21 protein-coding genes are annotated in these 24,702 nt (G+C 69.0%); all 21 read right to left on the bottom strand.

All coding sequences use genetic code 11. The features are described 5' to 3' along the window. Window positions 1–25: 25 nt before the first annotated feature. A complete protein-coding gene (locus MKD50_RS07630; protein ID WP_252666773.1) occupies window positions 26–1,288 on the bottom strand; it encodes an MFS transporter in 1,263 nt (420 codons plus the stop codon). Between the two features lie 152 nt (window positions 1,289–1,440). Continuing rightward, entirely contained in the window at window positions 1,441–2,265 is an 825-nt protein-coding gene (locus tag MKD50_RS07625; RefSeq protein ID WP_252666772.1) for a LytR/AlgR family response regulator transcription factor, read from the bottom strand. 110 nt (window positions 2,266–2,375) lie between these two features. Beyond that, entirely contained in the window at window positions 2,376–3,551 is a 1,176-nt protein-coding gene (locus MKD50_RS07620) for a sensor histidine kinase (protein WP_115703483.1), read from the bottom strand. 60 nt (window positions 3,552–3,611) lie between these two features. Beyond that, window positions 3,612–4,007: a DUF962 domain-containing protein gene (locus tag MKD50_RS07615; protein ID WP_252666771.1), complete on the bottom strand. Its 396-nt coding sequence runs from the start codon at window positions 4,005–4,007 to the stop codon at window positions 3,612–3,614. Window positions 4,008–4,255: 248 nt separating this feature from the next. Next, the gene (locus MKD50_RS07610; protein ID WP_111517800.1) at window positions 4,256–5,200 is read right to left on the bottom strand and encodes a CysB family HTH-type transcriptional regulator; all 945 of its coding nucleotides are present in this window, start codon (window positions 5,198–5,200) and stop codon (window positions 4,256–4,258) included. Beyond that, on the bottom strand, window positions 5,197–6,309 hold the full coding sequence (locus MKD50_RS07605; protein ID WP_115703487.1) for a sulfate/molybdate ABC transporter ATP-binding protein: 1,113 nt from the start codon (window positions 6,307–6,309) through the stop codon (window positions 5,197–5,199). The genes MKD50_RS07610 and MKD50_RS07605 overlap by 4 nt, the downstream gene beginning before the upstream one ends. Then, complete coding sequence (gene cysW / locus MKD50_RS07600) at window positions 6,306–7,247, bottom strand: sulfate ABC transporter permease subunit CysW (RefSeq protein ID WP_252666770.1); 942 nt, start codon at window positions 7,245–7,247, stop codon at window positions 6,306–6,308. The genes MKD50_RS07605 and cysW overlap by 4 nt, the downstream gene beginning before the upstream one ends. Window position 7,248: 1 nt before the next feature. Further along, window positions 7,249–8,211 (bottom strand): sulfate ABC transporter permease subunit CysT, encoded by a 963-nt coding sequence (cysT, locus tag MKD50_RS07595; RefSeq protein WP_115703491.1) that lies wholly within the window; start codon window positions 8,209–8,211, stop codon window positions 7,249–7,251. Between the two features lie 157 nt (window positions 8,212–8,368). After that, complete coding sequence (locus MKD50_RS07590) at window positions 8,369–9,040, bottom strand: RBBP9/YdeN family alpha/beta hydrolase (protein ID WP_252666769.1); 672 nt, start codon at window positions 9,038–9,040, stop codon at window positions 8,369–8,371. Beyond that, window positions 9,037–9,909 carry an EAL domain-containing protein gene (locus tag MKD50_RS07585; RefSeq protein WP_252666768.1) on the bottom strand — a complete coding sequence of 291 codons (873 nt, stop codon included), beginning with the start codon at window positions 9,907–9,909 and terminating at the stop codon, window positions 9,037–9,039. Before MKD50_RS07585 ends, MKD50_RS07590 begins: the two co-directional genes overlap by 4 nt. A gap of 190 nt (window positions 9,910–10,099) precedes the next feature. Next, window positions 10,100–11,017, bottom strand: a complete 918-nt coding sequence (locus tag MKD50_RS07580) for an ATP-binding cassette domain-containing protein (protein WP_252666767.1) — start codon at window positions 11,015–11,017, stop codon at window positions 10,100–10,102. Window positions 11,018–11,053: 36 nt separating this feature from the next. Continuing rightward, window positions 11,054–11,857, bottom strand: a complete 804-nt coding sequence (gene ssuC / locus MKD50_RS07575) for an aliphatic sulfonate ABC transporter permease SsuC (protein ID WP_252666766.1) — start codon at window positions 11,855–11,857, stop codon at window positions 11,054–11,056. A 13-nt stretch (window positions 11,858–11,870) separates the two neighbouring features. Further along, on the bottom strand, window positions 11,871–13,043 hold the full coding sequence (ssuD, locus tag MKD50_RS07570) for an FMNH2-dependent alkanesulfonate monooxygenase (RefSeq protein WP_252666765.1): 1,173 nt from the start codon (window positions 13,041–13,043) through the stop codon (window positions 11,871–11,873). Window positions 13,044–13,071: 28 nt separating this feature from the next. Beyond that, window positions 13,072–14,100 (bottom strand): sulfonate ABC transporter substrate-binding protein, encoded by a 1,029-nt coding sequence (locus tag MKD50_RS07565; RefSeq protein ID WP_252666764.1) that lies wholly within the window; start codon window positions 14,098–14,100, stop codon window positions 13,072–13,074. Window positions 14,101–14,258: 158 nt separating this feature from the next. Then, complete coding sequence (gene ssuE / locus MKD50_RS07560) at window positions 14,259–14,882, bottom strand: NADPH-dependent FMN reductase (protein ID WP_252666763.1); 624 nt, start codon at window positions 14,880–14,882, stop codon at window positions 14,259–14,261. 75 nt (window positions 14,883–14,957) lie between these two features. Next, window positions 14,958–15,962, bottom strand: coding sequence for a sulfate ABC transporter substrate-binding protein (locus MKD50_RS07555; RefSeq protein ID WP_115703506.1), 1,005 nt, complete (start codon window positions 15,960–15,962; stop codon window positions 14,958–14,960). A 399-nt stretch (window positions 15,963–16,361) separates the two neighbouring features. Further along, on the bottom strand, window positions 16,362–16,904 hold the full coding sequence (locus MKD50_RS07550; protein WP_092308920.1) for a ferritin-like domain-containing protein: 543 nt from the start codon (window positions 16,902–16,904) through the stop codon (window positions 16,362–16,364). 267 nt (window positions 16,905–17,171) lie between these two features. After that, window positions 17,172–19,760, bottom strand: coding sequence for an ATP-dependent chaperone ClpB (gene clpB / locus MKD50_RS07545; protein WP_115703508.1), 2,589 nt, complete (start codon window positions 19,758–19,760; stop codon window positions 17,172–17,174). 228 nt (window positions 19,761–19,988) lie between these two features. Beyond that, window positions 19,989–20,870: a MaoC/PaaZ C-terminal domain-containing protein gene (locus MKD50_RS07540; protein WP_252666762.1), complete on the bottom strand. Its 882-nt coding sequence runs from the start codon at window positions 20,868–20,870 to the stop codon at window positions 19,989–19,991. Next, window positions 20,870–23,014: a D-(-)-3-hydroxybutyrate oligomer hydrolase gene (locus MKD50_RS07535; RefSeq protein WP_252666761.1), complete on the bottom strand. Its 2,145-nt coding sequence runs from the start codon at window positions 23,012–23,014 to the stop codon at window positions 20,870–20,872. Before MKD50_RS07535 ends, MKD50_RS07540 begins: the two co-directional genes overlap by 1 nt. A 133-nt stretch (window positions 23,015–23,147) precedes the next feature. Then, the gene (locus MKD50_RS07530; protein WP_115703514.1) at window positions 23,148–24,701 is read right to left on the bottom strand and encodes an acyl-CoA synthetase; all 1,554 of its coding nucleotides are present in this window, start codon (window positions 24,699–24,701) and stop codon (window positions 23,148–23,150) included. Window position 24,702: the final 1 nt, after the last annotated feature.

Genomic DNA, 24,702 nt, shown 5'->3' with positions numbered 1-24,702 from the left:
GATTCGGATAGCGGCGGGGGCCGGGCTAGGCGGCCTCCGCCCGTGTCGCGGCCTGGCTGCGCGAGCGGTTGCCGTTGCCCACGGTCACCGCGGTGAAGATCGACAGCAGCTGGAAGCCGCCGATCATGAAGAAGACCCAGGCCGGCAGCTTGGCGTCCATCAGCGCGCCGAAGAACAGCGGGCCGCAGGCCAGGCCGATATCCAGCCCCGAGTAGACCACGCCGTAGACGCGCCCGGTGGCGCCGGCCGGGGCTGCCGCGCGCACCAGCAGGTCGCGCGAGGGCCCGGCGGTACCGGCGCCAAAGCCGATCACACCCATCAGCACCGGCACCAGCAGCGCCGGCACCAGGTTCAGCCCCACCAGCACCGCCATCAGCCCCGACACGGTGAAGCTGACCGCGATCAGGCGGTCATGGTTGCTGGTGCGGCTGGCGGCAAAGCCGCCGACGATCATGCCGCCGGCGCTGCACAGCATGTAGACGGTGTACGACGCGGTCGCCAGCGTGAACGGCATGCCGTACAGGTAGGTCAGCGCGGTGGGCGCGAAGCTCTGGATGCCCGCGGCGGAGAAGGTGGTCAGCAGGAAGAAGCCCCAGCACACCCACACCTGCGGCAGGCGCAGGAAGCCCAGCACGCTCGCGCCCGCTGCCGCGGCCCTGGCGGCGGGCCGGCCCACGGCGCCCTGCACTTCGCGCGGGTCCAACACGTGGCGCAGCGCCACCAGCACCGCCAGCACGATCAGGGCCACCGCCGAGGCCGCCGCCAGCGCCACGCGCCAGCTGGCCAGGTTGGCGATCGCCACCAGGAACAGGGGCGCCGCCGCCCAGCCCAGGTTGCCGGAAATGCCGTGCACCGAGAACGCGTGCCCCAGCCGCGGCTGCGACACATGCTTGTTCAGCAGCGTGAAGTCGGCCGGGTGGAACACGCCATTGCCCAGGCCCGCCACCGCCGCGCCCAACAGCAGTCCGGCATAGCCGCCGCTGGCCGACAGCAGCAAGGCGGCGGCGCCCAGGCAGGCCAGCCCGCCGAACAGCACCGGCCGCGCGCCGAAGCGATCCACCACGAAGCCCGACGCGGTCTGCACCACGGCCGAGACCGCAAAAAACACCGTCATCAGCAGGCCCAGCTCGGCATAGCTGAGCCCGAACTCGGCCTTGATCCACGGGAACAGCGGCGCCAGCAGCAGGTGGTAGAAGTGCGAGACCCCATGCGCCAGCCCCACCAGCCCGATCACCTGGGCGTCGTGGCGAAGGGAATTGGGCGTGGGTTCGAGGGCGGCGGTGGGCATGGCGCGGGCGGTCGGAAGGACGATGCGGTGGGCTGGGCGGCGGGCAAAAAATACCGGCCGAAGCCCGCATCATAGAGGAAACCCCTGCCTGCCGCTGGCAGGGTGGCGGCCACGCCGCCCTGCGCCGGCCGATCCGTGCGCCGCGCGGGCCTTCACATCTGCTTGAACAGGTGCGCGTACTGGCGCGCCACCGGCAGCAACTCCGGCCGGTCGCGCAGCCGCAGCGACAGCCGGCCCAGCGACTGGTTGACCGCGCTGGCGACGCAACTGATGTTGACCACGGTGCCGCGATGCACCTGCCAGAAGCGCTCGGGATCGAGCTGCTGGGTCAGCTCGCGCAGGCTGGTGCGGATCAGCGCCTCGCCTGCACCGGAGACCACGTTGACGTACTTGTCGGTAGCTTCCAGGTAGATCACTTCATCGACCGGGATGATGCGCACCTCCTGCCCCACCAGCGCCTTGATAAAGCGCAGGTACTGGCGCTGCGGCGCGCCGGCCGCGCCCGGCGCGGCATGCTCGAGCGATTCCAGGCGCGCCAGCAACTGGCCGAGCCGGTCGGTGTCGGCCACCGCAGCCTCGTCATCGTCGTCTTCCGCTTCCGTCGAATCGGACAGCCGGGCCTTCAGGCGCTGCACGGTCGCCTCCAGCCGTTCGCGCTGCACCGGCTTGAGCACGTAGTCGACCGCGGCGCGCTCGAAGGCCTCCAGCGCAAACTGGTCGTAGGCGGTGACGAACACCACCAGCGGCGGGATATCGAACTCGATCAGTTCGCGCGCCACGTCCATGCCGCTCATGCCCGGCATTCGGATATCGAGGAAGGCCACGCGCGGCTGGTGCTCGCGCGCCGCCGCCAGCGCGGCCACGCCGTCGTGGACCACGGACACGACCCGCGCCTCGGGCCACAGGGCCGCCAGTTCGGATTCCAGCACGCGGGCGAGCAGCGCTTCGTCGTCGGCTATCAGAAGGGTCGGGGTCATGGGGGCGTGGGGGGCGTTGGCGTTGGCAGCTTCATGGCGCTGCAGGCGCGCCGACACGGGCGAAACCTGCTGCGCTTGTTGTTTTCAGGTGAAACGACAGCGAGTGCGCGTCAGAGCCGTGGCATGGCCGGGGCGGATACCGGCATGCCCTCCGGCATGGCGGTGACGGTCTGGGTCAAGGTGGGCGCCTCGGCCGGGCGCTCCAGCGGCAAGGTCAGCCGCACCACCACGCCGCGCGGCGTATTCTCTTCCATCTGCATGGTCGCCGCCGCGCCGAAGATACGCGCCAGGCGCTCGCGCACATGGGTGATGCCCAGTCCCGAGCCCTTGCCCGAGGCATGGCCGAACCCGACCCCGGTATCGGCGATCACCACCTGCACCGCGTTGTCGCCGGCCGCACGCGCCGACAGCCGGATATGACCGCCGATCATGCAGGGTTCGATGCCGTGCGTGACCGCGTTTTCCACCAGCGGCTGGATCAGCATCGGCGGGATCTCGACCTTCGCCAGTTCGCGCGGCAGGTCGATGTCGTACGAGAGCCGCTGGCCGAAGCGCATGGCCTGGATCTCGAGGTAGCTGCGCAGCAGCTCGAACTCCTGCCGCAGCGTGCATTGCTCGGCGCGGGTATGCGCCAGCGACATGCGCAGGAAGCCGATCAGCCGCTGCAGCAGCTGCCGCGCCGCCGGCGGATCGGTGGCAATCAGCCCGTCGAGGTTGGCCAGCGAGTTGAACAGGAAGTGCGGCTCGATCTGCGCCTGCAGCGCCATCAGTTGCGCTCGCACCAGCTGCTTTTCGGCTTCCTCGCGCTGCAGCGCGTCCAGTGCCGCCTGCCGCTCCAGCGACGCCAGCTTCTCGCGCGACCAGTAGAAGTAGATCATCGACGCCGCCGCCAGCATGCCCACCACCAGGCACATGCGCAGCATGCCGCCGGCCTCGTCGGCCGACTTGGGCGGCAGGTCCAGCACCACGCGCGTGGCCCAGCTGCCGAACACCACGCCGGCGGGCACGGCCGCGGCGGCAAGCAGCAGGAAGGGCCAGCGCCGGGGCCGGTCGTTCCACCAGATCACCACGCGCGGGATGTCGATCAGCACCCAGATCGACAGGCCGATCAGCTGGCTGTAGACGAAGTTGTGCCACAGCGAGCCGCCGGTCTGGAAGCCGTAATTCAGGCTGATGGCAATCACCGAGTTCATGCACAGCACGAACAGCAGGTCTCGCCCGAGGATATTCAGGCGGGAGGGGATGGCGGTGCAGGCGTGTGAGGAGCAGCGGTCCATGGCGTTCATGTTAGCGCGGCTTTCGCCATGCGCAATACAGCGGGTGATGTGACGGCGACATGGGGTGCGTCAGCCACCCTGCCCGGTGGCGTCGCCAGACCGCGCCGGCACCGCGCCGCGGCCCGCCAGCGCGCGCCACCATTGCCCGGACACCACATAGCGCGGAAAGGTGATCCACTGCTCGGCCAGGATGCGTCCTGCGATGTCGGCCGGTCCGGCAAACGGCTCCGGCGCATGGGCCTCGAGCCGGTGGCCGCGGCCTTGCAGCGCCATCGACATGCCCATGCACACCAGCCCCAGCGCGAGCGCCGGCAGGTTCAGGCGCAGCAGGCCATAGAGGCCCAGCACCGTGCCGGCCATGAACATTGGCACCGCCACGATATGCAGCAGCAGGTTGCGGGGATGCTGGTGGTTGCGGGCATAGCCGCGCCACTGCCAGCGCAGCAGCGGTTCGTCGTCGCGCATGATCGTCTCTCTCTCCCTTGCCCGGTCCTTGCCGACCGGCGGCCGTGCGCAAACTTTGTTGCGCTGCGGTACATGTGCGGCGCTTGCCGGACTGGCAGCGCGGGCACGTGCAGGGAATGTACCCCGCGGCGGGGGTTGGAAGAAAGTCTGTTGCGACGAACGGCGGGCACGGGGTGCGAATGGCACCGGGCAGGTGCGGACGGCGCATCCGCAGGCCCGCGCCCAGGTGCTGCCGGCGCCGCGCCGGATCAGGCGGCCAGGGCCTGGCGGTCCTGCTCGGACAGCGCGCTGCTCACGGTGTCGCGCGACAGGTGCGGCGCGAACATGTTGATGAAGGCGTGCGCATAGCCGCGCAGGTAGGCGCCGCGGCGCACCGCCACGCTGGTGGTATTGGGCGCGAACAGGTGGTCTGCCGAAATCCGCACCAGGCCGGAATCCTTGCGTTCGTCATAGGCCATCGAGGCGATGATGCCCACGCCCAGGTCGAGTTCGGCATAGGTCTTGATCACGTCCGCATCCAGGGCCGTCAGCACGATCTCGGGCTGCAGCCCGGCCTCGGCAAAGGCGCTGTCGATCTTGCGCCGGCCGGTGAAGCCGGCGTCGTAGGTGATCAGCTGGAAGTTGGCGACGTCTTCGAGGGTCGGTTCCGGCAGGCGCGTGAGCGGATGGTCCGGCGACACCACCAGCACGTGCTGCCAGCTGTAGGCCTCGAACGAGGTCAGCCCGGCCTCGGTCGCCAGCGCCTCGGTGGCGATGCCGATATCGGCCTGCCCCGTCAGCAGCAGCTCGACGATATGCGTAGGCGACGCTTCCTGCAGTGCCAGCGTCACATGCGGGTATTCGCGGCGAAAGGCCTGCACCACGCGCGGCAGGGCATAGCGCGCCTGCGTGTGGGTGGTGGCGACGGTGAGCCGGCCGGTGTGGCGGCCGGCGTATTCGTCGCCAGCCTGGCGCAGGTTCTCGGCCTCGAGCAGCAGGCGCTCGACGATGCGCACGATCTCGCGGCCGGGCTCGGTCAGCCCGGTCAGGCGCTTGCCGTAGCGCTCGAAGATTTCCACGCCCAGCTCTTCCTCCAGCTCGCGGATCTGGCGCGACACGCCGGGCTGCGAGGTATAGAGCGCGTTGGCGACCTCGGTCAGGTTGAACTGGCGGCGCACCGCCTCGCGGATCGAACGGAGTTGCTGGAAGTTCATCGTGCGGCCTCTTGTTGCTGGATGGGGGCGGTGCCGTTGGCTTGCGTGAACACGCGCAGCTGGCGCGGGCGCACGGCGAGCAGCTCGCCCTCGCGGAAGCCCGCATGGCGGAAACGCTCGAGCGGCAGCGCCACCTCGATCACGTCCTGGTTGTCTTCGCGCTCGAGCTCGAGCTGCGCCACCGGGCCCAGCGTCAGCGCGCGGCGCAGCGTCACGGCAATGCCGTCGGCGCCGGGTGCATAGCGCTCCAGGTCCAGGTCGTGCGGACGGACATAGGCGACTGCATCGCCGGCGGTCTCGTGGCCGCTGCCGACCACCGGCAGCACCGCCTCGCCGGTATGCAGCAGGCCGCCGCTCTCGCCCACTTCGAGCCGGCCGTGGAACAGGTTCACGTTGCCGAGGAAGCCGAACACGAACGGCGTGGCGGGATGGTTGTAGACCGCCTCGGGCGAGCCGTGCTGCTCGACGCGGCCGCGGTTCATCAGCACCACCTGGTCGGCCACTTCCAGCGCTTCTTCCTGGTCGTGCGTGACGAACACGCTGGTCACGTGCAGCTCGTCGTGCAGGCGCCGCAGCCAGCGGCGCAGCTCCTTGCGCACCTTGGCGTCGAGCGCGCCGAAGGGCTCGTCCAGCAGCAGCACGCGCGGCTCCACCGCCAGCGCGCGCGCCAGCGCGATGCGCTGGCGCTGGCCGCCCGACAGCTGCGCCGGGTAGCGGTCGGCGAGCCAGTCGAGCTGGACCAGCTCGAGCAGCGCATGCACCTTCTCGCGGATCTGCGCTTCGCTGGGGCGCTCGGCGCGCGGCTTCACGCGCAGGCCGAAGGCGACGTTCTCGAACACGCTCATATGCTTGAACAGCGCGTAATGCTGGAACACGAAGCCCACCTGGCGCTGGCGCACGTGCTGGTCCGAGGCATCGCGCCCGGCCAGCACGATCTGGCCGGCGTCGGCGCGCTCCAGGCCGGCGATGATGCGCAGCAGCGTGGTCTTGCCGCAGCCCGAAGGCCCCAGCAGCGCGGTCAGCTCGCCCTCGTCGAAATCGAGCGAGACATTGTCCAGCGCGACGAAATCGCCAAAGCGCTTCTCTACGTTCTTGACCTGGATGCTCATGATGCTTGTCCTTGCACTGAAGCCGGCAGCGTTGCCAGCGGCCGCTCGGGCGCGGCCTCTTCGGTTTCCTTGCGGGCGCGGAATTCCACCAGCGTCTTGATGCCGAGGGTCACCAGCGCCAGCAATGTCAGCAGCGACGCCACCGCGAACGCGGCCGCGAAGTTGTATTCGTTGTAGAGAATCTCCACGTGCAGCGGCATGGTGTTGGTCAGCCCGCGGATATGGCCCGACACCACCGACACCGCGCCGAACTCGCCCATCGCGCGCGCATTGCACAGGATCACGCCGTACAGCAGGCCCCAGCGGATATTGGGCAGCGTGATATGGCGAAAGGTCTGCCAGCCCGACGCGCCCAGCACGATCGCGGCCTCTTCCTCTTCGCTGCCCTGCGCCTGCATCAGCGGGATCAGCTCGCGCGCCACGAAAGGGAATGTCACGAAGATGGTGGCCAGCACGATGCCCGGCACCGCGAACATGATCTTGATGTCGTGCGCTTGCAGCCACGGGCCCAGCCAGCCCTGCGCGCCGAACAGCAGCACGTAGACCAGGCCGGAGATCACCGGCGACACCGAGAACGGCAGGTCGATCAGCGTGATCAGCAGGTTCTTGCCGCGGAAGTCGAACTTGGCGATGGCCCACGCCGCCGCCACGCCGAACACCACGTTCAGCGGCACCGCGATCGCCGCCACCGTCAGCGTGAGCTGGATCGCGGCCAGCGCGTCGGGCTCGACCAGCGCTTCCCAGTAGGTCTGCACGCCCTTGCGCAAGGCTTCATAGAACACCGACGCCAGCGGCACGAACAGGAACAGCGTCAGGAACAGCACCGCCACCGCGATCAGCATGTAGCGCACCCATGGCGCCTCGCCGGTGGCGTCGAAGCGGTGATGGCCCCTGGCGCTGCCCTGCCCGCCGAGGCGTCCCGAGATTGCTCCAGCCATCTCAGAACTCCTTGCCCGTGGCGGGCGCTTCTGCAGCCAGCGCGGCGCGCGCACCGGACTGGTGGCGGCGCGTCCACGCCTGCAGCAGGTTGATCAGCAGCAGCAGCGCGAACGAGATCACCAGCATCACCACCGCCACCGCGGTGGCGCCGGCGTAGTCGTACTGCTCCAGCTTGGAATAGATCATTAGCGGCGCGATCTCGGACACCATCGGCATGTTGCCCGAGATAAACACCACCGAGCCATACTCGCCGGTGGCGCGCGCGAAGGACAGTGCAAACCCGGTCAGCAGCGCCGGCAGGATCGCCGGCAGGATCACGCGGCGGAAGGTTTGCAGCCGGTTGGCGCCCAGGCTGGCCGCGGCTTCTTCCAGTTCCTGTTCGACGTCCTCGAGCACCGGCTGCACCGTGCGCACCACGAACGGCAGGCCGATAAAGGTCAGCGCCACCACCACGCCCAGCGGCGTAAAAGCGACCTTGATGCCGAGCGGCTCCAGGTAGCGGCCGATCCAGCCGTTGCCGGCGAACAGCGCGGTCAGCGCGATGCCGGCCACCGCGGTCGGCAACGCGAACGGCAGGTCGACCAGCGCATCGATCAGGCGCTTACCGAAAAAGCGGTAGCGCACCAGCACCCACGCCACGATCAGCCCGAACACGGTATTGACGATGGCCGCGATCAGCGACGCGCCGAAGCTCAGCTGCAGCGATGCCACCACGCGCGGCGCCGTGATCGCGCTCCAGAACGCGTCCCACGTCATCGTGAAGGTCTTCAGGAACGTGGCCGACAGCGGCACCAGCACGATCAGCGTCAGATAGAACAGCGTGAACCCGAGCGACAGGCCGAAGCCCGGCAGCACGGTGAAGCGCTGCCTGGACGGGTTGCGCGGCGCGCGCGCGGCGCCAGACTCGGGCGCGCGAGGCGCCGCCGGCGGCGGCGTGTCCGCCAGGGAGATGGATGGAGGCATGTCGTCTCGTCTGTGAGCGGTGCGCTGCCAGGCCCGATGGCCAGGTCCGGCACGCCGTTCTTTATGACGCCGGCGCATATTGCGCCGGCCTACGAGACAGATTCTGCAGACCCGCCTTTATAAAAAGAACGAATCTTTATGAATTTTCTTAGACGGTTTAGATATAAGGGACCGTGGAGGCAACTTCGACCCCGGCCTCCCAGGGGGTGATTGAAGCACTCGGAGCGCTGGCGTCGCCGGCCTGTGCAATACGCTGCACCAAGGTATCGAGCAGTGCGAGGCCTTCCGGCCACTCGCCCAGGCCCGAGTCGGCGTTGATATGGCCGAGATGGCCCACGTCGACCAGTTCGCTGCCCCACAGCGTGCCCCAAGAGAACGCGGTGCGCTGTGACATCCACGGGTCGTTGCGGCTGGCCGCGAGGATGGTCGGGAATGGCAGCCGGTAGGCGGGCAGCAAGGCCGCCACGCCAAACTTGTCCGGATCGGCCGGCGCCACCAGCAAGGCGCCGGCGATGCCGACCGGGTCCAGCGCCGCCTGGCGCAGCGTGGCCAGGCAGCCGAAGCTGTGCGCCACCAGCACGGCGCCGCGTGCGGCTACGCGCCGGGCCCGCATCACGCCTTCGGAAACGCGCTCGGCCCACAGCGGCAGGCTCGGCCGCGACCAGTCATGCTGCTCCACCCGCTGCCAGTCCGGAAACTGTTGCTCCCAGCGGCTCTGCCAGTGTCCCGGGCCGCTGCCGTGCAGGCCGGGCACCGTCAGCACCTGCAGATGGCGGGGAATTTCCAGCCGCGTGGCACGGCCGGGTGCGGTCCTGTCCGATGGCGTCATACCGGCTCCTCGTTCAGTGCATGCAACGTCGCGGCATGGGATGCCGCGCCCGATCGATCCGCCGCGCGCAGCGCGGCCGCATTCACCAGCCCGCCGGCAAAGGCGCCCTGCCCCAGGCCGATGCCGGCCGCCTGCAGGCGCTCGATGCTCTCGGCGTCCTGCAAGCGCCGCCCGATCAGCGTGACGCCGGCGCTGGCTGCGCTGGCGCGCAGGCCGGACAGCTGGCGGTCGGTCCAGGTGCGGCGCATGTCGAGCTTGAGCCAGTCCGGCAGCGCATGTGCCATCAGCGCACCCGCCTCGGCCGGGTCCGAGGCTTGCAGGCTCACCGCGAAGCCGTTGCGCCGGTAGTTGCCGACCACATGCAGCAGCAACGCCAGATCATCATTGGCGCTGGCCGGCACCTGGATCACGAAGCGTTCCAGCGGCAACCCCAGCGACTGCAGCGCGCGCCGGAAGGCCGCGCCGTGGTCGTCGGCCACCGCGGCCAGCAGTCGGTTGTGCACGTTCAGCACCAGCTTGTGCTCGCCGTCCGCGGCAAAGTAGTTGATGGCGTGCAACAGGCGCGACAGCCGGTCCAGCGACACCAGGGTGTGATCGTCCGCCGCCATCGCGAACAGCTTCCATGCCGCCAGGCCGACGCCGTCCTCGGCATAGGTATGGATCGCGCCTTCATGCGCCACCACCTGCCGGTCGGCCAGCGTCACCAGCGGCTCGAACGCGCTGGTCAGCGAGCAGTTGAAGAACTGGCCCTGCACCTGCCCGCGCGCATCGCGCCACAGTTGCCGGTCCGCCAGCGGCTGGCGCGGCAGCGATTCGAGATAGCGTTGGAGCGCAGACGCTGCGTCCGTGGGTTCATGCACGCCTGGCATGGTGATCCTTGGCTTGACCGGGCCATTCGGGCTCGCGGTCTGATGAGTGATGGGTGATGGGCAAGCGCGACGCCAGCGGCTGCCTGCCTGCTCATGATAGAAGCTCGGCGCGCGCGAGCGTATGAAGATTAAGGACTGTCGATATGCGCAGCCCGGCACTACGGCGCAACCCTGGCCGGGCGCGCTGCCGTCAGGCCGCCCAGCTCACATTCAGTGGCGCCGGAGCCGCGGGCGCGGCTGCCTGCGCACCGGCTTGCGCGGCCGTCGGCGGCGACGGCCGCATCACCCGCTGCAGCACCTCGGCTTCCAGTTGCGCAAAGCCCGCGGCGCCGCGTTCGCGCGGACGCGCCAGCGCCACGCGCGAGTCCATGGCGATGCGGCCGTCCTCGATCAGCACGATGCGGTCGGCCAGCGCCACCGCTTCGGAGACATCGTGCGTGACCAGCAGCGCGGTGAAGCCCAGCCGGCGCCACAGCGCTTCGATCAGCGCCTGCATTTCGATGCGCGTCAGCGCATCCAGCGCGCCCAGCGGTTCGTCGAGCAGCAACAGCTGCGGGTGATGCACCAGCGCGCGCGCCAGCGCCACGCGCTGGCGCTGGCCGCCGGACAGCCGAGCCGGCCACGCCTGCGCACGGTCGGCCAGCCCGACCTGCGCCAGCACCTGCGCCGCCTCGGCGCGGCGTGCGCGCGGCAGGCCCAGCGCCACGTTGTCCAGCACGCGCTTCCACGGCAGCAGCCGCGCGTCCTGGAACATCACGCGCACGTCCGCCGACGGCGCGCGGCCCGTGGCAGCGGCCTCGCCGTCGATGGCGATGCTGCCGCCGTCGGCCGCCTCGAGCCCGGCCACCAGCCGCAGCAAGGTGCTCTTGCCGCAGCCGCTGCGGCCGACGATGGCCAGGAACTCGCCCGGCGCAACCTCCAGCGCCACGTCGTGCAGCACGGTGCGGCCGTCGTAGCGCTTGACTACCTGGTTCACGCGCAGCGCCACGCCGCCGGCCGCCTTGGCAGGCACCGCGCGTGCCACGTCCGACACAGCGGACGCCTCGCGCCGCGCCAGGCCCGCTTCCAGCTCGGCCAGGGCCGCCTGTTCCACCGGATACATCTGCATCTCGATCTCCTTGCCTTGATTGGTTGCCGGCGCCGCTCAGGCCGCCGCGTAGCCCGGGTGCCAGCGCAGCCAGTAGCGCTCGAGCCCGCGCGACAGCCAGTCGGCCAGCTTGCCCAGCAGCGCATAGAGCAGGATGCCGACCAGCACCACGTCGGTTTGCAGGAACTCGCGCGCATTCATGGTCATGTAGCCGATGCCCGCTTGCGCGGAGATGGTTTCCGCCACGATCAGCACCACCCACATCAGCCCCAGCGCGAAACGCATGCCCACCAGGATGCCCGGCAGCGCGCCGGGCAGGATCACCTCGCGATACAGCCGCCAGCCGGACAGGCCGTAGCTGCGCGCCATCTCCACCAGCCCCGCGTCGACCGAGCGGATGCCGTGGTAGGTGTTCAGGTACACCGGGAAAAACACGCCCAGCGACACCAGGAACAGCTTGGCGCTCTCGTCGATGCCGAACCACAGGATCACCAGCGGGATCAGTGCCAGCGCCGGGATGTTGCGCACCATCTGCAGCGTGCTGTCGAGCAGCGTGGCGGCGGTGCGGAAGGTGCCCGTCAGCAGGCCCAGCAGCAGGCCCAGCCCGCCGCCGATGGCAAACCCCAGCAGCGCGCGCCAGGTGCTGACGCCGACGTGCCGCCACAGCTCGCCCGAGCGCGCCAGCTCCCACGCGGCCTGCACCACGGCCAGCGGGGCCGGCAGCACGCGGCTGGACAGCCAGCCGTTCTGCGAGGCCAGCTGCCACGCGACGATCAGCAGCATCGGCACGATCCACGGCGCGGCCGCGCGCCACAATGCCTGCGGCGCCTGGCGCGGCGGTGGCAATAGCGGAGTCGTCATGGTTGCGCCTCCTTCAGCTTTGCGCGGCGCGCGGCACGATGCCGGTCGCCATGACTTCACCGAACGGGCCGGACAGCACCTTGCCCGGCAGCGTGTCAAACTTCGCCCGCACCGCGCGCGGCAGCAGCGGGAACACCAGTTCGGCGAAACGGTAGGCTTCTTCCAGGTGCGGATAGCCGGACAGCACGAAGGTGTCGATGCCCAGCTCGGCGTATTCGCGCAGGCGCTCGGCCACGGTACGCGGGTCGCCCACCAGCGCGGTGCCGGCGCCGCCACGCACCAGCCCGACGCCGGCCCACAGGTTGGGGCTGATCTCCAGCGCCTCGCGCGTGCGGCGGGTGCCGCCCGCGTGCAGTGCGGCCATGCGGCGCTGGCCTTCGGAATCCATGTTGGCGAACACGGCCTGCGCGCGCGCCACGGTGTCGTCGTCGAGCCGACTGATCAGGTCCTCGGCCGCGGCCCATGCCGCCGCATCGGTTTCGCGCACGATCACATGCAGGCGGATGCCGAACTTCACCGTGCGGCCGTGGCGGGCGGCGTGGCGGCGCACGTCGTCCAGCTTCTGCGCCACCGCCGCGGGCGGCTCGCCCCAGGTCAGGTAGGTATCGACCTGCTCGCCGGCCAGCGCATGCGCCGGTGCCGACGAGCCGCCGAAATAAACCGGCGGATGCGGCCGCTGCAGCGGCGGGTAGAGCACGGTGGCGCCCTTCACGCTCAGGTGCCTGCCCTGGTAATCGACCTTGTCGCCGTCATGGCTGGCGGCCAGCACCTGGCGCCAGATGCGCAGGAATTCGGCCGAGGCCTCGTAACGCGCGGTGTGGTCGAGGAACAGGCCGTCGCCCTCCAGTTCGGCGCGATCGCCACCGGTGACGAGGTTGATCAGCAAGCGGCCACTGGAGATGCGGTCGAAGGTCGCGGCCATGCGCGCGGCCAGGGTCGGTGCCATCAGCCCGGGGCGCACCGCGACCAGGAATTTCAGGCGCTGCGTCACCGCGGCCAGCGCCGATGCCACCACCCACGGGTCTTCGCATGAGCGGCCCGTCGGGATCAGCACGCCTTCATAGCCCAGCGTGTCGGCGGCCACGGCGACCTGCCTGAGGTAGTCGAAACCGACCGCGCGCGCGCCTTCGGAGGTGCCCAGGTAGCGGCTGTCGCCATGGGTGGGGATGAACCAGAAAACTTGCATGTGGTGCTCCTGTTCTGCCTGGCCGGTGTTATCGCCCGGCCTGCTGCTGTGGTGCGGCCCAGCGCGCTTCTGACACCTTGACCGGTTTGGGGATCAGCTTCAGCGCATGGAAGGCGTCGGCAATGCGTTGCTGCTCGGTCAGCACCCCGGCGCTGACCGGGCGCGCGCCGTACGAGAAGCGCGACACCGCAAGCGCGAGCACATCGGCCGGCAGCCCGGTTTCACCGGTGAGCACCGTGGTGGCCTCCTTCGGGTGCTGTTGCGCCCAGGTGCCCAACGTGGCCAGTTCATCCAGGATCAGGCTGAGGATCTCCGGCCGGGCCTGGGCATAGGGGCGCGACGCCAGGTAGAACTGGTGGTTGCTGACCAGGTTCTTGCCATCCGCACCGCGGCCATCGGCCAGCACGCGCGCGCCCAGCTGCTTCTCGGCGGCGGCCAGGAACGGGTCCCAGATCACCCACGCATCCACCGCGCCGCGCTCGAAGGCGGCGCGCGCATCGGCCGGCGGCAGATAGACCGGCTGGATCTCGCTGTAGGGAATGCCGGCCTGCTCCAGCTGGCGCACCAGCAGGTAATGCACGTTGGAGCCCTTGTTCAGCGCCACGCGCTTGCCGCGCAGGTCGGCCACCGAGCGCAGCGCCGAGCCCCTGGGCACGACGATGGCCTCGGCCACCGGTGCCGGCGGCTCGTTGCCGACATAGGCCAGCTGCGCCCCCGCGGCCTGCGCAAAGATCGGCGGCGCCTCGCCGACGGTGCCGAAGTCGATGGCGCCGACATTGAGGCCCTCAAGCAGCTGCGGCCCCGCCGGAAACTCGGTCCACCGGACGCTGATGCCTTGCGGCGCCAGGCGCTTCTCCAGCGTGCCGCGCGCCTTCAGCAGCGTCAGCGTGCCGTACTTCTGGTAGCCGATGCGCAGCACCTTGGGATCGATATGGTTCGACTGCGCCTCGGCGCGGCCGGGCAGCAGCCCGTAGGCCAGGCCAGTGGCAAGCACCAGCGCGGCGGTTAAGAGTCGGCGGCGCTGGCTTGCCGTGCGCAGCGGCTTGGTCGTTGTCATGTGAAGTCCTCCATGGCCCGCGCCGATGTGCTGCGGGCCAGATCGATGTCCGGGATGGTTGCGGCAGCACGCCGCCCTGCCGGCCCCGCGTGACGGGTGGCATCGCGTCGCTGCCGTCGCGCCGGGCTGGCCGGCGCCACTACAGTCAAGCCATCAGTTCAGGCGGAACATCGCTCGGCCACCGAGATCGCGGCGGCGTGCCAGACGTAGGCGCCGGGCACCACGTCGAGCGGCACCTCGATGCGGGCATGCGCCAGCGCATCGCGCACGCGCAGCACGCCTTCGTCCAGCCGCGCGGTCAGCGCGGCATCGAAGCGCGCCTGGCGCGCGCCGGCGGCATCGACCGCTTCGATCTGCTGGTCCACGGCAAAGATGCCGGGCAGGATCTGGCGCGAGCCAAGTGCGGCCAGCACCGGCCGCAGCGCATAGTCGATCGCCAGCGCATGCGCCAGGCTGCCGCCCGTGGCGATCGGCAGCACGATCTTCTCGCGCAGCCCGGACTGCGGCAGCAGATCCAGGAAGGCCTTGAGCAGGCCGCTGTAGGCGGCCTTGTAGACCGGCGTGGCCAGTACCACCACCTGCGCCTCCGCCACCGCACGCGTGGCGGCATCGATGACCGGGTCGTCGGCGCGCGCGGCCAGCAGCGGACCGGCGGGAAGGTCGCGCAGGTCTAGGTGGCGGGTGCGTTCACCGGCAGCCTCGAGCGCCGTGCGCAGATGCGCCAGCACGAGACCAGAGCGGGACTGGGCCGACGGGCTGCCGGAGAGCGTCAGGATGGACATCGGGCTTCCTTGTTCGGATGGACCGGTCGACGCCGCGGCCGCCCCATGCGGCCCCGGCGCGCCGGTCCAGGGGTCTTATTTCTTGCCGGGCTGGTAGATCTGATCGAACGAGCCGCCGTCGGCGAAGTGGGCCTTCTGCGCCTTCTGCCAGCCGCCGAACACCTCGTCGATGGTGAACAGCTTCACCTTGGGGAAATTGGCGGCGTACTTGGCCGCGGCCTTCTGCGAGATCGGGCGGTAGTAGTTCTTGGCCGCGATCTCCTGCCCTTCCTCGGTGTACAGGAACTGCAGGTAGGCCTCGGCCGCCTTGCGCGTGCCCTTCTTGTCGACCACCTTGTCGACCACGGCCACCGGCGGCTCGGCCAGGATCGACACCGACGGCGCGACGATGTCGAACTTGTCCGGGCCCAACTCCTTGATCGCCAGGATCGCTTCGTTCTCCCACGCGATCAGCACATCGCCCAGGCCGCGCTCGACAAAGGTAGTAGTCGCGCCGCGCGCGCCCGAATCCAGCACGGGCACATGCTTGAGCAGTTCGCCGACGAAGTCGCGCGCCTTGGCCTCGTTGCCACCCGGCTGGCGCAACGCATAGCCCCACGCCGCCAGGTAGTTCCAGCGCGCGCCGCCCGAGGTCTTGGGGTTGGGCGTGATCACCTGCACGCCGGGCTTGACCAGATCGCCCCAGTCCTTGATGCCCTTGGGATTGCCCTTGCGCACCAGGAACACGATGGTCGAGGTGTACGGCGCGGCGTTGTGCGGCAGGCGCTTCTGCCAGTCCGGCTTGATCAGGCCCTTCTCGGCGATGGCGTCGATGTCGTAGCCCAGCGCCAGCGTGACCACGTCGGCGTCGAGCCCGTCGATCACCGAGCGCGCCTGCTTGCCCGAGCCGCCGTGCGACTGGCGCACGTTCACGGCGTCGCCGCCCTGGGCCTTCCAGGCCTTGGCGAAGGCGGCGTTGACATCGACATACAGCTCGCGCGTCGGATCGTAGGAAACGTTCAGCAGGTTGGCAGCGCTCGCGGTCTGCGCCGCGCCGATTGCTGCCAGGACGGCCAGGCCGATGGCCAGTTTGCGGATCATCTTGTGTTGCTCCCGTCAGTGTCGTGATTGGCGCCGTGCGCCTGTTTGCGTGGCCCGCCTGGCGAGGCGGGCTGGTGTCAGGAGCAAGACTACCGACGGGGCATGCCGAACGGAACGAAGGGTTTCGCCGATCCTTCGCCGTTTTCTGCATAAGATTCGGCGGAAATATGGGCATACCCGCGAAGGGTATTAGCCGGCGCAGGGGCCGCTCGCCCAGGTGGCTCAACCGGCACGCCCAAAAGAAAACGCCCGCACCGGCAAACCGGTGCGGGCGAAGTTTCCATTCTGGAAACGGGTAGACAAGTCATGAAGAGCGCCCCCGCATCTCCATGACAGAGCAGATCTTATCGGGACGGCCGCGGTCGCGGCTTGACCAATATCAAGTGCCCGGCAATCGCATCAGCCGCCGCCCTGCCGGCTCAGCAGGTCCGCCATCTCGTCGGCATGCTCCTCTTCCACGGCCAGGATCGATTCCATCAGCCGGCGCGATGTCGGGTCGCGCTCGCCCAAAAACTGGATGATCTCCCGGTAGCTGTCGATGGCAATGCGCTCGGCTACCAGGTCTTCCTTGATCATGTCGGTCAGCGAGGTGCCGGCCACATACTCCGCATGCGAGCGGCTGGTCAGCCCGTCCGGGGCAAAGTCAGGCTCGCCGCCCAGTTGCACGATGCGCTCGGCAATCTGGTCGGCATGGCCCTGCTCTTCATTCGAATGCGCCAGGAATTCATCGGCCACGCTCTTCGAGTTGGGCCCCTTGGCCATGAAGTAGTGGCGACGATAGCGCAACACGCAGACCAGCTCGGTCGCCAGCGCGTCGTTCAGCAGCTTCAGTACGGTGTCGCGGTCGGCCGCGTAGCCCGCGGTCACCGCGCCTTCGTCGATGTGCTGACGCGCACGCTCGCGCAGGGTCTTGACGTCTGTGAGGAAAGGCTTGTCGTTCATAAAGGGCTCCTGGAAGTGGGGCTGCGTGGGCGCAGCGCCTTGTGCGGAAACTCAACCCTTTTGTAACGCGAAAAGCGTGCCACTTCGCATCACCCTGCAATCCCTTGGCTGCCGTAGCGCCGTCTCCAAAGCCGAGTGAAATATTTGCACGGGTGCGGACCGCATTACACGGCGACTAAAATGAAAAAATCCCTGCGCTCGTGCGCAGGGATTGTGCATGGCAACGCTTGTCCAGGCCTCCCCGTGTGCGGGGAGGCCCAAGCCGCCTCAGTCCAGCTTCCGCCCGAACGTGAATTCCCCGTCGACGTAATCCACCGGCACCACATCCTTGGCGGCAAATTTGCCTTCGAGGATGGCCCGCGCCACCGGGTTCTCGATCTGCTGCTGGATCGCTCGCTTGAGCGGACGGGCGCCGAACACCGGGTCGTAGCCCGCGCTGGCGATCTTCTCCAGCGCATGGTCGGTAACCTCCAGCGTCATGTCCATGCGGGCCAGGCGGGCCTGCAGGCGCTGCAGCTGGATGCGCGCGATCGACTCGATGTTCTTCTGGTCGAGCGCGTGGAACACCACGACTTCATCGATCCGGTTCAGGAACTCCGGCCGGAAATGCGTGCGCACTTCCTGCCAGACCGCGCCCTTGATCGCTTCCTGCGGCTCGCCGCTCATCGCCTGGATGATCTGCGAACCGAGGTTGGAGGTCATCACGATCACCGTGTTCTTGAAGTCCACCGTGCGGCCCTGGCCATCGGTCAGGCGGCCATCGTCCAGCACCTGCAGCAGCACGTTGAAGACGTCCGGGTGGGCCTTCTCGACTTCGTCGAGCAGCACCACGCTGTACGGCTTGCGGCGCACGGCCTCGGTCAGGTAGCCGCCTTCCTCGTAGCCCACGTATCCCGGCGGCGCGCCGATCAGGCGGCTGACGCTGTGCTTCTCCATGAACTCGCTCATGTCGATGCGGATCAGGTGTTCTTCCGAATCGAACATGAACTCGGCCAGCGCCTTGCACAGCTCGGTCTTGCCGACCCCGGTCGGGCCCAGGAACAGGAACGAGCCATAGGGCTTGTTCTCGTCGGCCAGCCCGGCACGCGAACGGCGGATGGCATCGGACACCAGTCGCACGGCCTCGTCCTGGCCGACCACGCGCCCATGAAGGCGGTCTTCCATCTTCAGCAGCTTCTCGCGCTCGCCCTGCATCATCTTCGATACCGGGATGCCGGTCGCGCGGCTCACCACTTCGGCGATTTCCTCGGCGCCCACCTGCGTGCGCAGCAGCTTGTTGGGCTGCTTCTGCTCGCTGGCCTCGGCATCGGTCGCGGCCTTGAGCTTGCCTTCCAGGCCCGGCAGCTTGCCGTACTGCAGCTCGGCAACCTTGTCGAGCTTGCCTTCGCGCTGCAGCCTGGAGATCTCGAGCTTGACCTTCTCGATCTCTTCCTTCAGCGCGGCCGTGCCCTGCGCGGCGCCCTTCTCGGCCTTCCAGATTTCGTCGAGGTCGGCGTACTCCTTCTCCAGGCGCGTGATTTCCTGCTCGATCAGCTCCAGGCGCTTGAGCGAGGCTTCGTCGGTCTCTTTCTTGACCGCTTCGCGCTCGATCTTCAGCTGGATGGTGCGGCGCTCGAGCTTGTCCATCGACTCCGGCTTGGAATCGATTTCCATCTTGATGCGCGCGGCGGCCTCGTCGATCAGGTCGATGGCCTTGTCGGGCAGGAAGCGGTCGGTGATATAGCGATGCGACAACTCCGCCGCGGCGACGATGGCCGGGTCGGTGATCTCGACCCCGTGGTGCAGCTCATACTTCTCCTGCAGGCCGCGCAGGATGGCGATGGTGGCTTCCACGGTCGGCTCGTCGACCAGCACCTTCTGGAAGCGGCGCTCCAGCGCGGCATCCTTCTCGATGTACTTGCGGTATTCGTCCAGCGTGGTCGCGCCGATGCAGTGCAGCTCGCCGCGCGCCAGCGCCGGCTTGAGCATGTTGCCCGCGTCGATCGCGCCCTCTGCCTTGCCCGCGCCCACCATGGTATGGATCTCGTCGATGAAGACGATGGTCTGGCCTTCGTCCTTGGCGACGTCGTTCAGCACGGCCTTGAGCCGTTCCTCGAACTCGCCGCGGTACTTGGCGCCGGCCAGCAGCCCGGCCATGTCAAGCACCAGCACGCGCTTGTTCTTCAGGCTCTCGGGCACCTCGCCATTGACGATGCGCTGCGCCAGCCCTTCGACGATGGCGGTCTTGCCCACGCCCGGCTCGCCGATCAGCACCGGATTGTTCTTGGTGCGGCGCTGCAGGATCTGGATCGCGCGGCGGATCTCGTCGTCGCGGCCGATCACGGGATCGAGCTTGCCGATGCGGGCGCGCTCGGTCAGGTCGATGGTGTATTTCTTCAGGGCCTCGCGCTGGCCCTCGGCCTCGGCGCTGTTGACAGATTCGCCGCCGCGCACGGCCTGGATGGCCGATTCCAGCGACTTGCGGTTCAGCCCGTTCTCGCGAGCGATGCGCCCGGCGTCACCCTTGTCGTCGGACACGGCAAGCAGGAACAGCTCGCTGGCGATGAACTGGTCGCCGCGCTTGAGCGCTTCTTTCTCGGTGGCGTTGAGCAGGTTGCCCAGGTCGCGGCTGATCTGGACCTCATTGGTGCCCTGCACTTGCGGCAGGCGCTTGATGGCAGCGTCCAGCGCCGTCTGCAGTCCCTGCACGTTGACTCCCGCGCGCGAAAGCAGTGCCTTGGCAGCGCCGTCGTCCTGCGACAGCAGCGCGCGCAGCACGTGCTGCGGGTCGATGTATTGGTTGTCGTTGGCCAGCGCCAGGCTTTGCGCTTCAGCCAGCGCTTCCTGGAACCGGGTGGTCAGCTTGTCAAGACGCATAAGGATTCCCTCTCTCGGATAGGTCGTGTCCTGATGCGGGGGTGCTGGCGCCGGCGGCGGTTTGCCGGCGCGCCCGTATGCCCTGCCGGACACTCGATGTCATACCGAAAGATAAGGCTTTGCCGTGACATTTCAAGGCCGCATTCCGCACGGGCTCGCGCGCTCCGGCGTTGCGCGGCGCGGGCGCGCTGTGGCGCCGGCATGTGATGCCAGCGATACGCGCCCCGGCTACGCGGCGCGGTCTGCGGCCTTGTCGGCGAGGTTGCGGACCAGCACCAGCGACTCGCCCTGCACCACCACCCGGCCGTCCGCGCCGGTGACCACGCTGGCCAGGTTGACCAGATCCTTGTCCGCGCGCAGCCGCACGATGCGCACCCGCGCCGTCAGCGGCTCGTCCAGCCAGGCCGGCGCCGCCAGCCGCAGCGACTGCTTCATCCAGCCGGTGCCGCGCCCGGGCAGCCGGGTGCCGAGCAGGTCCGAGAACATGCCGGCCAGCAATGGCAGCGGCACCAGCGGGCCGGCGAAGCCCCGGGCGCGGGCAAAGCCTGCATCGGCGTGGAACGGGTTGTCGTCTTCAGTGAGCGCGATGTACTCGTCCAGGTCCGCCGCGGTGAAGGCCCGCACCGCGCCCGCCTGCTGACCCGGACGCAACCCGTACAGGGCTGCGTCGCCAGCCTCCGCGGCAGGGTCCGGTGCGGGTGGCTGCCCGGCCAGCGCGCCGGGACTCGCGCCCGCAAGCCAGCGCGACTCGCCGACGGCCGTCACCCGCGGCGCGTCGCCGGACCCGGCCGCACAGCTCACCGTGGTGGCGTAGGCAGCAAGCCCGGCGGACGCCGGCTGCGCAGAGAGCGCAAACTGCACCGCATCGCCAGCGAACGCCGGTGCCGGAAACATCAGCGTCTGCACGACCGGCAAAGCCGGCCCTGGCAATTGCCGCGCGCTATGCGCGCACAGCAGCGAGAACAGCAACATGCCGTGCGCCACCGTGGCACCGAAATGCGTGCCACGGGCGAAGGCCGGATCGCAGTGGATCGGGTTGTCGTCGCGCGACAGCGCGGCGAAGCGGTCGAAATCGCGCTGCGACAGCACGCGCGGCGGGTGGTCGTGCATCAGTCGGGCACCTGTACGGTATTGGCGTTGACGGTGATGGCATTGCCGGGTGCCGGCGTGGCGGCGAACGGCGGCACGTTGGACGGCAGCAGCGCGGGCGCCGGGGTGTTGAGGGTGCCGCCGCGCGGCGTGGTCCGCACCACCTGCGACGGCGGCAGCGCCCTGCCCGTGGTCAGGTTGTCGTAGACCGCGTCCAGGGCCCGGTTCAGGTAGACGTGCAGCGGCACATAGCGGTTGCTGTAGCCCGGCACCACGCCGATGAAGGCATCGAAGTGCTGCGCGTTCTCGACCTCCACGTAGGACAGCTTGCTGGTCACGCCCTCCTGCTGGCGGTTCAGGCCCAGGTAGGGGCGCGAGGTATGGTTGACCGGCAGCAGCGCGTCGCTGCGCCCATGCACGATCAGCGCCGGCTTGCCGCGCAGGTTGCCGTTGCGCAGCGTCAGCGCCTGGCCGGCCTGCAATGCAAGCGCCGCGGCATCTGAGCCGCTCAGCAAGCTGCGCAGACAGCTGGCGCCGTCGTAGTTGAGGTCGGCGCGCTGGGTCGAGGCGGACACGGACGGCAGGTTCAGGTAGGGCCCGTGCTGCGGATCGCGGTCGTTGATCAGCTGGACCGGCGCCTGCGGCGGAATGCCGTTGCCGGTGGCGTACATCGACGCCAGCGCGGCCGGTGCGATCGCGGCGGGCTTCAGGTCGGTCAGCGTGGCGGCAAAGCTGTAGCCGCACAGCCGGTCGGTCACGCTGGCCTGCGCATAGGCGTTGGCATAGGTGACCGAGATCGCGGCCGCCACGTCGAACGCGGCCAGCGACGGGTGCAGGTCGTCCGATTCTGCTTCCCAGCCGGCCGCACGCAGCGCCTGCAGCGCGCTGGCGCTCTGCTGGTCGGTGTTGGCGCCGGTGACCAGCCCTTTCTCGGCCAGCGTCTGGCAGCGCGCGGCGAAGAACGGCGCCATGGTCGGGTTGGTGTAGAACGGCGCCTGGGCCAGCGCGGTGGCGCGCCCGGCGCAGTGCTGCAGCAGGTTGGCGGTGGTGGTGTAGTCGTACAGCGTCAGCCCCGAGGCCGCTACCTGCGCCGCGCCGCGCCGCACCACGATGCCAGTGTTGGGCGGCATGTTGAGGTTGGGCTCGGCCACCGCCACGCCGTCGATCAGGCCGCCGGCATCCTGCTCCGCGGCCGCCACGGCGGCGCCGCCGCCATTGGACACGCTCGATGCGATCACCAGCACCTTGTCCTGGTCCAGCGTGCGCTGGCGCGTGCCGTTGGCCGACACGGCGCCGACGCGGTCATTGATGGCCCACAGCGCAAACTCGACCGCCTGCAGCGTGAACTTGCCCCAGTCCTTCTCGGGATTGCGCTGCGAATGCGCGTGCTTGAACGCCAGCCGGTGCGGGTTGGCGGCGGTGAATTCCGCCAGCGAGGTGGCGCCGGCCGGCGCGGCGAAGTGCGCGTTGTTGCCGGCGGCCGCGCGCGTGGTGCGGGTGCCGTCGATCAGCGCCACCGTGTCGGTATCGAGGTCATGCGGGGCGGCGCCGGTGCCCTTGTCGGTATAGGCCACCGCGCAACCACGCTTCAGGCCCCATTCGCCGGTGCCGATGGCCCCATAGACGCCGCGCGAGCCCGACGAGGTCGCGGTAATCAGGCATGGCGTGGCGGGGTTGAACGAGGCCGGTATCTGCACCAGCATGGTCACGTTCTGCCGGCCCGAGCCGTCGTCGGAGTAGGCCACATACTCCACGCCCACGACCTTGCCCTCCGACGCGGTGATATTGCCCTGTGCATCGACGTTGGGCCCATAGAGCGAGCCGTAGCCGCCGCCGGCACTGGTGTCGACAATGGCGCGATAGTTGGTATAGATCGCATAGCGCCGCAGTTCCGCCGCGGTGGGCGCGGCCGGGTTGAGCGGCAGTGGCGCCGTGCTGCTGGCCAGGCCGTCCTTGCCCAGGCCTGCGGTCAGCAGGTCGTCGGTGGCGCCGTCGTAGCTGCTGATGGTGACCGCGCCGATATAGGCGGGCTTGGTATTGGGCTTGCCGCCATTGCCGTTGTCGCCGTCGCCCGAGCCGCATGCGGCCAGCATCGATGCGGCCGCCGCCAGCGCCGTGAGCCTGAGGCCGCGGTGCCGCCGCGGGGAATGCTGCGTGGATTGCATGTCAACCTCCTTCTGTCGCCCCGTGCCGGGGCCGTCGAGACATACGTCGATGGAAGACTGCGAAAGACTGCAAGGACTGCGACCGCGAACAACGGGAACAACATCAAACCTCGGGGACTGGGGTGTGCGCGCCTCAGTCGCTGTTGCCGGCAAGGTCCGCACGCAGCTTGTGCTTTTCCACCTTGCCGGACGGCGTGCGCGGCAGCGCGTCGAGAAAGCGCACCTGGCGCGGCACCTTGTAGCCGGCCAGGTGCGCCTTGCAATGGGCGATCACGGCATCCGCGTCCAGCGCGGCACCCGGGCGCAGCACCACCAGCGCCATGCCGACCTCGCCCCAGCGCGGGTCCGGCGTGCCGATCACCGCGGCCTCGGCCACGCCCGGCAACTGGAACAGCACGTTCTCGACCTCGGCCGGATAGACGTTCTCGCCGCCCGAGATAAACATGTCCTTGGCGCGGTCGACGATGTAGTAGTCGCCGTCCTCATCGCAATAGGCGATGTCGCCGGAATGCAGCCAGCCGTCGCGCAGCGCCTGCGCGGTGGCCTCGGGCAGCTTCCAGTAGCCCGGCGTCACGCCCGGCCCCTTGATCAGCAGTTCGCCGCGCTCGCCGGGGCCTACGTCCACGCCGAGCGGATCGACGATGCGGGTCAGCATCGATCCCACCGGCTTGCCGATGCTGCCGAGCTTGCGGCGCGCGGTGTCCTCGTCGCAAACGAAGACCGTGGGGCCGGTCTCGGTCATGCCAAAGCCGAAGCGGATGGTCACGCCCTTGGCCAGGTAGGCTTCCAGCAGTGGCCGCGGCACCGGCGAGCCGCCCGCCGCCATATTGCGCACGCCGGACAGGTCTGCCTGCGCAAAGCGTGGGTGCTGGCTCATGAACAGGTACACCGCCGGCACCGCAAAGAACATGGTGATGCCCGCGCCGCTGCCGCGGTCGAGCCGGGCCAGCACGGCCTGCGGCTCGAACTGCCGCATGATGTGCACCGTGCCGCCGGCGTGCAGCACCGGGTTGGCATACAGGTTCAGGCCGCCGGTATGGAAGAACGGCAGCACGTTGAGGAACACGTCGTCACGCGTGATCTGGTTGGCCAGCATCGCGTTGACGGCGTTGAAGAACACCATGCCGTAGGTCTGGATCACGCCCTTGGGCTTGCCGGTGGTGCCGGAGGTGTAGAGCAGGTGCCAGATTTCGCTCTCGTCACGGCACGGCATCTCGATGATGCGGCCGGACGCGGCATCGAGCACGGCCTCGTATTCGGTCCAGCCGCCGGGCACGTCGGCGGCTTCATCATCGGCCAGGTGCAGCACCGCGCGCAGCGGCATCGCGCGGGCCAGTTCCGCCGCCACGCCCAGGAAGCCGTCGCCGGCCACCAGCACTTGCGGCGTGCAGTCCTGCAGGATCGGCAGCAGTTCGGCCGCGGGCAGGCGCCAGTTCAGGCACACCATCACCATGCCGGCCTTGGCGCAGCCATACAGCATCTCGAGATAGTCCGAGCTGTTGTGCGCCAGCACCGCCACGCGCGTGCCCGGCGCCAGGCGCAGATGGTCGCGCAGGTATTCGGCAAAGCGGCTGGCGCGCTCGTCGACATGGCGGTAGGTCACGTGGCGACCGCTCTCCACGTCCACCAGCGCGACCTTGTCGGGGAAATGCTGCGCGTTCCGGTGCAGCCAGTCGATCACGTACATG

Source organism: Cupriavidus mimosae (genome assembly GCF_023952485.1).
Taxonomy (GTDB): domain Bacteria; phylum Pseudomonadota; class Gammaproteobacteria; order Burkholderiales; family Burkholderiaceae; genus Cupriavidus; species Cupriavidus taiwanensis_C.
This window is presented reverse-complemented; position numbering and strand designations above follow the sequence as displayed.